This window comes from Nostocoides japonicum T1-X7 (assembly GCF_001046855.1).
GTDB lineage: Bacteria > Actinomycetota > Actinomycetes > Actinomycetales > Dermatophilaceae > Nostocoides > Nostocoides japonicum.
The window spans coordinates 4,264,687-4,272,317 of sequence record NZ_HF570958.1 but is presented as its reverse complement, the minus strand read 5'-3'; the positions used below and the strand labels follow the sequence as shown (position 1 = coordinate 4,272,317).

Below are 7,631 nucleotides of genomic sequence, written 5' to 3'. Positions count from 1 at the left end.
GCGGCGCACGACCTTGTTGGCCAGCCGCACGCGGCCGCCGGCGTCGACGGCGAGAGCCGCCGCGACGCCGGTGAGCCCGATGCCGACGATCTTCACCGCGCCGGTCGTCACCCGTCCGCGGGCGAGCGCCCCGAGGTGGCCGCGCAGGCCCTTGCTGCCGGAGTCGCCCCGCACGTCGTCGAGCGCCCCGAAGGCCCCGCTCCCCAGCGCGGCGACGACGGGCGCCGGCCCGGCGGGAACGGCGGCCAGCGCGGCGCCGATGACGTAGGCGGGGCCTTCGAGAAGGGTGACGGTCCGCCCCGCGTGGTTGGTCCGCTCCATCGCCTCGGCGAAGGGCAGGGTGCGCAGGACCCGGAGCGCCCCCCACGAGACCGCCGCCCCGACCGCGGCTGCGGCGAGGCGGCGCGGACGCCGGTGCGCCACCGTCACGACCCCACGGCGGCGGGGAACGGGTCGGACGCGTCGCCGCCGAGGCCGTACTGCCCCGACCGGCCCTGCGACTCGTCGAGGAGGGCGAGGGCGATCGAGGCCTGCCCCATCGGGATGCCGGCGTCGTCGACGGTCGACAGGTTGCGGGCGGCGCTACCCATCGTGCGGGCCGTCGAGACGACGGACACCCCGGACCCCGGGTCGACCGCGGTGTTCGAGGCGAGGACGCTCGAGGTGAGCTTCGCGTCGAGGGCGACGGCGAGGTTGACGAAGGCCCGAGCCTGGCTCGTCGCGAGGCTCGTCGGGGTCGCGTCGACGGTGTCGGACAGCACGACGACCGCCGTCGCGGGGGTGACCTTGTCGCGGTCCACCGAGATCAGCTTGGCGTCGCCGAGCGCCTTCAGGACCGAGCTCGACGTCTGCTCGGAGTCGGTCTGGAGCGCCGTGGCGAGCGACCGGTTGAGGTCGGACTGGTCGTCCTCCGGCTGGAGGCCCAGATGCCTGACGAGGGTGTCGCCGACCTGCTCCCGGGCCTGCTTGGCCGACGGGTCGACCCAGGCGGACTTGATCTCCACGGTCCCGCCGACCTTGGCGCCCGACTCGGACATCGTCGCCGTCGTGTCCTTGACGAGCGACCCGTCGGTGCCCGGGAGGACGACGAGGTCGACGGTCTGCCCGACGAGCCGTCCGCCGAGCAGTTGCCCGTTCGTCGCCGCGATGAAGGCATCGCGCTCGTCGATCCCCCGGTTCGCCGTGGCGAGCTGCTGGTTGAGCTTGGCCTTGTCGCTGCGCAGACTCGCGATCTCGCTGTTGATGGTGTCGCTGAGGGTGCCCTTGAGCGGCCCGGCACCGAGGGCGATACCGACGGCGAGCGCGAGGAAGATGGAGACGATGGAGACCAGGTGGTACCTGAAGTCGATCACGTGAACACCCCTGTGACAAAGGACCACACATCGTCCCACCTGGCTCCGACGACCTGGAGCAGCCCCCGTCCGCCCGGGGTCGACCACAGAGCGACGAAGAGGGCGAAGAGCGCCGAGAGGAGCAGCGCGGCGAGCCAGGCGTTGGTGATGCGGGTCCGGTAGAGCTGGCTCACCCCCTTGGCGTCCACGAGCTTGCCACCCACGCGCAGCCTGGTGAGGAACGTGCTCGCCATGCCCGCGCGCCCCTTGTCGAGGAACTCCACGAGCGTCGCGTGGGTGCCGACGGCGACGATGATCGTCGCGCCCTTGTCGTCGGCGAGGAGCATCGCGACGTCCTCGCTCGTGCCCGTCGCGGGGAAGAGGACCGGCTCGACGCCGAGTGCCTGGACGCGCTCCAGCCCGGGCGCGCGTCCGTCGCGGTAGGCGTGGACGACGATCTCGGCGCCACTGCGCAGCGTGGCGTCGGAGACCGAGTCCATGTCGCCGACGATCATGTCCGGGGTGTGGCCGGCCTCGACGATCGCGTCGGCCCCCCCGTCGACGCCGATGAGGACGGGCCGGAACTCGCGGATGTAGGACCGCAGGATCTGCAGGTCCTCCTTGTAGTGGTAGCCCCGGACGACGATGAGGGCGTGCCGGCCGTCGAGGTCGGTGCGGACGTCGGGGACGCCGATCCGGTCCAGGAGCAGCTCCCGCTCCTTGCGGAGGTACTCCATCGTATTGTCGGCGAACGCCTCCAGCTGCACGGCGAGCCCCGCGCGGGCCTGCGTCATGGCCGTCTGCACCGAGTCCTCCGTCTGGAGGCTGCCTGTCGCGACGAGCCGCTGCCCGACGTAGAGGCTCCCCCGCTCGATGCGGACGGCGACGCCGTCCTTGAGCGTCGTCATGACCTCCCGGCCGACGTCGTCGACGAGCGGTATGCCGGCCTCCACGAGGATCTCCGGGCCGAGGTTCGGGTAGCGGCCCGAGACCGACGGCGAGGCGTTGACGACCGCGGCGGGATGGCACGCGACGAGCGCCTCGGCGCTCACCCGGTCGAGGTCGACGTGGTCGATGACGGCGATGTCCCCCGGCTTGAGGCGCTTGGTGAGGTTCTTAGTCCGCCGGTCCACACGGGCAGGGCCCACGATGCCGTCGGCACTCGTGCTCGGGGAGGGAGGACGCAGGTGGAAGACCATCGCCGCCATCGTGCCATGCGCGCGTCTCAATCCCCGCGCGACGCCACCTGGGCGACGAGCTCCCGGGCGTGCCGTCGCGCCGTATCGGACTGGACCCCCGCCATCATCCGCGCCAGCTCGCGCTCCCTGTCCCGTCCGGTCACCTCGACGACGCCCGACGCGGTCACGTGCCCGTCGTCCGCCTTCGTCACGACGAGGTGCCGGTCGGCGTATGCGGCGACCTGGGCGAGGTGGGTGACGACGACGACCTGCGCATGCCGGGCCAGCCGGGCCAGCCGGGAGCCGATGTCGAGCGCGGCGGCACCGCCGACCCCGGCATCGACCTCGTCGAACACGTACGTGGGGACCAGGCCGGCCCGGTCGGCGGTGACGACCTCGATGGCGAGCATGACGCGGGACAGCTCGCCGCCGGACGCCGCTCTGGTCACCGGGCGCGCGGTGGCGCCCGGGCCCGCGGCGAGACGGATCTCCACGTCGTCGGCGCCGTGCCGGGCGGGGGTGGGACGCGGCTCGACGGCCACCTCGACGAGGGCGCTGCCCATCGCCAGATGGGCCAGCTCCTGCGTCACCCGGGTGCCGAGCTCGGCGGCCGCGGCCCTCCGCGCCGCGCTCAGCTGCGCCTGCACGTCGGCGAGGTCGGCCTCGAGGCGCGCGAGCCGCTCGGTGAGCGCGTCGACGCGGTCCTCCGCACCGGACAGCTCCACGACCCGTCGCGCGGCCCCCTCGGCCCAGGCGAGGACGTCCTCGACCGTCGGGCCGTACTTGCGGGTGAGGGCTCCCAGCGCCGCCCGGCGGTCCTCGACCCAGTCGGCGCGGGCAGGGTCCACCTCGACGCCCGCGGCATACGAGAGGAGGTCGGACCGGAGCTCGGCGGCGAGATGGCCCAGCTCGGTGGCCCGGGTCGCGCAGTCGCCGAGCGTCGGGTCGCGGTCGGCCGCCTGGGCGAGGACCGCGCGGACGCGCCCGAGGAGGTCGACGACGGAGGCGACGTCACCGGCATACCCCTCCTCGCTCCCGGCGAGCAGCGCAGCGGCCTCCTCGGCCGCGACGCGCAGGTCGGTCGCGTGGGTGAGCCGCATCGACTCGGCGCGCAGCCGCTCGTCCTCGCCCGGAGCGGGTGCCGTGTCACCGACCTGGGCGAGCCCGAGCTCGAGGACCTCCAGCTCCCGGGCCCGCTCCTGGGCGCGGTCGCGGAGGTCGGCGAGCGCGCGACGCGCCGCCGTCCGCTCGTCGTGGAGGGACTCGTGCCGCTCGCGGAGCCGGATCAGCGACTCCCCGCCGTAGGAGTCGAGGAGGTCGCGGTGCTCCTCGCCGCTGCGCAGCCGCCACTGGTCGGCCTGGCCGTGGACGGCGACGAGATGCTCGGCGAGCTCGGCGAGGACCCCCACGGGAGCCGCTCGGCCACCGACGTGGGCGCGGGACCGCCCGGCGGCCGTGAGCGTGCGGACGAGGACGAGGCCGTCCTCGACGTCGGCGCCCGCGTCGGCGGCCCGGACCGCCGCGGGATGACTCGCGGGCAGGTCGACGATCCCCTCGACGACGGCGCGTTCGGCGCCCTCCCGGACGAGCCCCGCGTCGCCGCGGGCACCGAGCAGCAGCCCGAGCCCCGAGACGACCATCGTCTTGCCGGCACCGGTCTCACCGGTGAGCACCGTCAGACGCGGGTGGAGCGTGACGACCGCGTCGTCGATGACGCCGAGGTCGCGGATGTGGATCTCCTGGAGCACCGGCCCAGCCTGTCAGGTGGCGGTGACGTCGCGGGCCGCGCGGGCCGCCCCCCGCCAGCCCTCGACCGACAGGTTGAACTTCGCGACGAGCCGGTCGGTGAACGACGTCGAGGACACCCGGGCGAGCAGCACGGGGACGGCCGACCGGGACACCTCGATGCGCGCCCCGGGCGGGAGGTCATGGGGCCGGCGGCCGTCGCACCAGATGACGCCGATGCCCTCGGTGCTGCCCACCACCTCGACGGCCACCCGCGACCGCGGGCCGACGACGAGCGGCCGGGCGAACAGCGCGTGGGCGCTGATCGGCACGACGAGGACCGCCTCGACATCGGGCCACACGACGGGACCGCCCGCGGAGAAGGCGTATGCCGTCGAGCCCGTGGGGGTCGCGACGACGACGCCGTCGCAGCCCCAGGTGGACAGCGGACGGCCGTCGATCTCGACGGTCAGCTCGAGCATCCGCTCCCGGGCCGCCTTCTCGACGGAGACCTCGTTGAGCGCCCAGCCGGTGTGCACGACCTTGCCGTCCATGTGGACCCGGACATCGAGGGTCGTGCGTTCCTCGACGGTGTAGTCGCGCTCGACGATGTGCTGGACGGTGTCCTTCAGCTCGGTGCGCTCGGCCTCGGCGAGGAACCCGACGTGCCCGAGGTTCACGCCGAGGATGGGGACGTTCGCGCCGCGGGCCAGCTCGGCGCCCCAGAGGATCGTGCCGTCCCCGCCGAGGACGACGACGAGCTCACAGCCGGCCACCGGGTCGTCCCTCGGGACGGTCCTCGCGCGTCCCTCGAGCTCCGGCACGGCGTGGTCGGTCTCCAGGAGGGCCACCTCGATGCCCGCCGCGATGAGCGCCGTCGCGACGTGGACGGCGTCGTCGTGGGCCTCCCGGCGGCGGGGATGGGTGACGAGCAGGATGCGCCGCCGATCGGTGCTCCGGCCTGCGGTGTCGGTCACGGGTCTGCGTCCTCAAGAGATTCGGTCGGCGGCTGCCATCACAGCCTCCCATCCCAGGCCGGGAACCTCGCGGCGGGTCAGCCACAGGAGGTATTCGACGTTGCCGGCCCCGCCGCGCAGCGGACTCCGGGTCAGGCCGAGGACGGTGAGCCCGGTCGACCGGGCCGCCCGGGCGACCGCGGCCACGGCGAGCGCGCGGTCTCCCGCCGACCGGACGACGCCGTTCTTGCCGAGCCGCTCGCGGCCCACCTCGAACTGCGGCTTGACGAGCAGCACGGCGTCGCCGTCCTCCTCCACGAGTGTGGCGAGGGTGGGCAGGACGAGGGTGAGGGAGATGAAGCTGAGGTCCGCGACGAGGAGCGCGAAGGGTCCGCGGACGTCCTTCGGGTCGAGACCGCGGACCGTGCGTCCGCTCCGCTCCTCGACGCGGGGGTCGTCGGCCACGACCGCGGCGAGCTGACCGTGACCGACGTCGAGGGCCACGACGCTCGCCGCGCCCTCGTGGAGCAGCACCTGGGTGAAGCCCCCCGTCGATGCGCCGACGTCGATGCAGCGCTTCCCGTGAGCCGTCAGCCCTTGGGGGCCCCACGCCGCGAAGGCCGCGCACAGCTTCTCGGCGCCCCGGCTCACCCAGACCGGCCCCGCCATCGAGACCTCGATGGAGACCTCGTCCGGCACGGCGGTCGCCGCCTTGACCGCCGGCCGGCCGGCCACCATGACGCGGCCGGCGTCGATGAGCTCCTGCGCGTGACCTCGCGAGCGGGCCAGGCCCCGCGCGACGAGCTCGGTGTCGAGCCGGCCGCTCACCCGCCGAGGTCGGAGAGCCGCCCTTGCAGGGTCCGTTGCACGCGCTCGCCGCTGCTCAGCTGCGCGTCGAGGTCGCCCGGGTCGGCCGCGGCCAGCTCCTCGAGGGCGGCGTCGACGACGATGTCCCCCGTCCGCGGCGGCTCCGGTGGCGTCGACGCCGACTCGGCGTGGCCGTCCGACGGCCCCTGGCTCACTCGGCGGCCTTCTTCGCGGTCGTCTTCTTCGTCGCCGCCTTCGCGGCTGTCGCCTTCTTGGCGGTCGTCTTCTTCGCGGGCGTCTTCTTCGCGGGCGTCTTCTTGGTCGCGGCCTTCTTCGTCGTCGCCGCCGGGGCTTCCGACGATCCGGCGAAGGTGCGGCGCGGCGGACGGCGCCGCCCCGAGGAGGGGCTCACGGCCTCCGGTGCGTGCTCGGTCCGCGGTGCCGGCGCCGCGGAGCCGTCCGCCGGGGCGGACACCCCGGGCACGCTGGGGACGAATGCCAGCATCCTGGTCCGCAGATCCTCCATCTGGGCCATGAGGGTCGCCATCGAGGTCCGCGCCGCGTCGAGGTCCGCGACCTTGGCCAGGTCCGCGCGGGCGAGGCTGCGCTCGACCTCGGACCGGATGAGCTCGACGAGCTGGCGGTGGTTGTCCGCCGCCGCCTGACGCAGCTCCTCGGCGATCCGCGAGACCCTCGTGGCGAGCTTCTGCGACGTCAGGTCCTCGTCGAGGCCCACCAGGGCGGCCAGGTCACGGGCCGTCTCGGTCGCCCGCGTCACCGTCAGCTCGGTGATGCCGGACGCGATCTGCACCAGGGATCGGATGGGGTCGGTGCTCATCGGTCACTCCTTCGTCGGGTGCGCTCCACGGTAGTGCTATCCCCGCCCGTCGGCCACGAGTGCGGCGGCGTCCGCCGGGTCGAGGCGGCCCTCGTCGAGCGCCTCGTAGACCGCGTGGAGCCGGTTGGTCAGGGACTGCTCCCGGGTCCCCGTCGCCGTCGCCGCCCACCGCCCGTCGACGAGGCGTCCCGCGTCGTCGCCGCAGCGCCAGAGTCCGCCGTCGGCCCTCGGGACGGGCAGGGGGGTATGCAGGACCCGCAGGTCCTCGGCGAGGAACGTCGGGCGCATCGCCGGTGGTGCGGCGACGACGGCGGCCACGTCGTCGACGCCGGTGAGGACGAGGAGGGCGTCGAGCCCCGCGCGCACCGCGCCCGCGATATCGGTGTCGAGGCGGTCGCCGACGGCGAGCAGCCGCGCGGGCTCGGTACCCAGCCGTTCCGCGCAGAGGACGTAGAGCGCGGCGAAGGGCTTCCCGACGATCTCGTCCGGCTCGTGCCCGACCGCTGTCGCGACGGCACGGACGAGGGAGCCGTTGCCGGGAGCGACACCCCGGTCGGTCGGAAGGGTGAGGTCGACGTTCGTCGCGACCCAGCGCGCGCCCCCCTCGACGGCATACGCCACCTCGGCGAGATCCGCCGCCGCGACTCCCGGGCCGTAGCCCTGCACGACGGCGACGACCTTCGCCGAGGCCATCTCGGCGGGTGCGACGGCGACGAGGCCGACGGCGCGGAGCGCCTGCGCCACCCCCGGACCGCCGACGGCCAGGACCGCGGCCCCCGCGCCGTGGCGGTCCCGC

8 protein-coding genes and 1 pseudogene are annotated in these 7,631 nt (G+C 74.4%); all 9 read right to left on the bottom strand.

Annotation, left to right across the window (positions count from 1 at the left end; genetic code table 11):
• Positions 1–429 (bottom strand): annotated as a pseudogene (locus tag BN12_RS25435) (hypothetical protein); the annotation flags it as partial.
• The gene (locus BN12_RS19360; RefSeq protein WP_048555068.1) at positions 426–1,352 is read right to left on the bottom strand and encodes a copper transporter; all 927 of its coding nucleotides are present in this window, start codon (positions 1,350–1,352) and stop codon (positions 426–428) included. The pseudogene BN12_RS25435 and the gene BN12_RS19360, both read right to left, overlap by 4 nt.
• Complete coding sequence (gene steA / locus BN12_RS19355) at positions 1,349–2,530, bottom strand: putative cytokinetic ring protein SteA (protein WP_048555066.1); 1,182 nt, start codon at positions 2,528–2,530, stop codon at positions 1,349–1,351. Before steA ends, BN12_RS19360 begins: the two co-directional genes overlap by 4 nt.
• Before the next feature lie 26 nt (positions 2,531–2,556).
• A complete protein-coding gene (recN, locus tag BN12_RS19350; protein ID WP_048555064.1) occupies positions 2,557–4,257 on the bottom strand; it encodes a DNA repair protein RecN in 1,701 nt (566 codons plus the stop codon).
• Positions 4,258–4,269: 12 nt separating this feature from the next.
• Positions 4,270–5,211, bottom strand: coding sequence for an NAD kinase (locus BN12_RS19345; protein ID WP_048555061.1), 942 nt, complete (start codon positions 5,209–5,211; stop codon positions 4,270–4,272).
• Between the two features lie 12 nt (positions 5,212–5,223).
• Positions 5,224–6,018 carry a TlyA family RNA methyltransferase gene (locus tag BN12_RS19340; RefSeq protein ID WP_048555059.1) on the bottom strand — a complete coding sequence of 265 codons (795 nt, stop codon included), beginning with the start codon at positions 6,016–6,018 and terminating at the stop codon, positions 5,224–5,226.
• Entirely contained in the window at positions 6,015–6,212 is a 198-nt protein-coding gene (locus BN12_RS19335) for a hypothetical protein (RefSeq protein WP_048555057.1), read from the bottom strand. Before BN12_RS19335 ends, BN12_RS19340 begins: the two co-directional genes overlap by 4 nt.
• Entirely contained in the window at positions 6,209–6,835 is a 627-nt protein-coding gene (locus BN12_RS19330; RefSeq protein ID WP_048555055.1) for a hypothetical protein, read from the bottom strand. The genes BN12_RS19335 and BN12_RS19330 overlap by 4 nt, the downstream gene beginning before the upstream one ends.
• Positions 6,836–6,871: 36 nt before the next feature.
• Positions 6,872–7,631 (bottom strand): HAD-IIA family hydrolase (locus tag BN12_RS19325; protein ID WP_157635753.1); only part of this gene is annotated, 760 nt, incomplete at its 5' end.

Coding starts and splice junctions, on each gene's coding strand:
- steA (WP_048555066.1), bottom strand. CDS start 2,530: ATGGTCTTCCACCTGCGTCCTCCCTCCCCGAGCACGAGTGCCGACGGC.
- BN12_RS19330 (WP_048555055.1), bottom strand. CDS start 6,835: ATGAGCACCGACCCCATCCGATCCCTGGTGCAGATCGCGTCCGGCATC.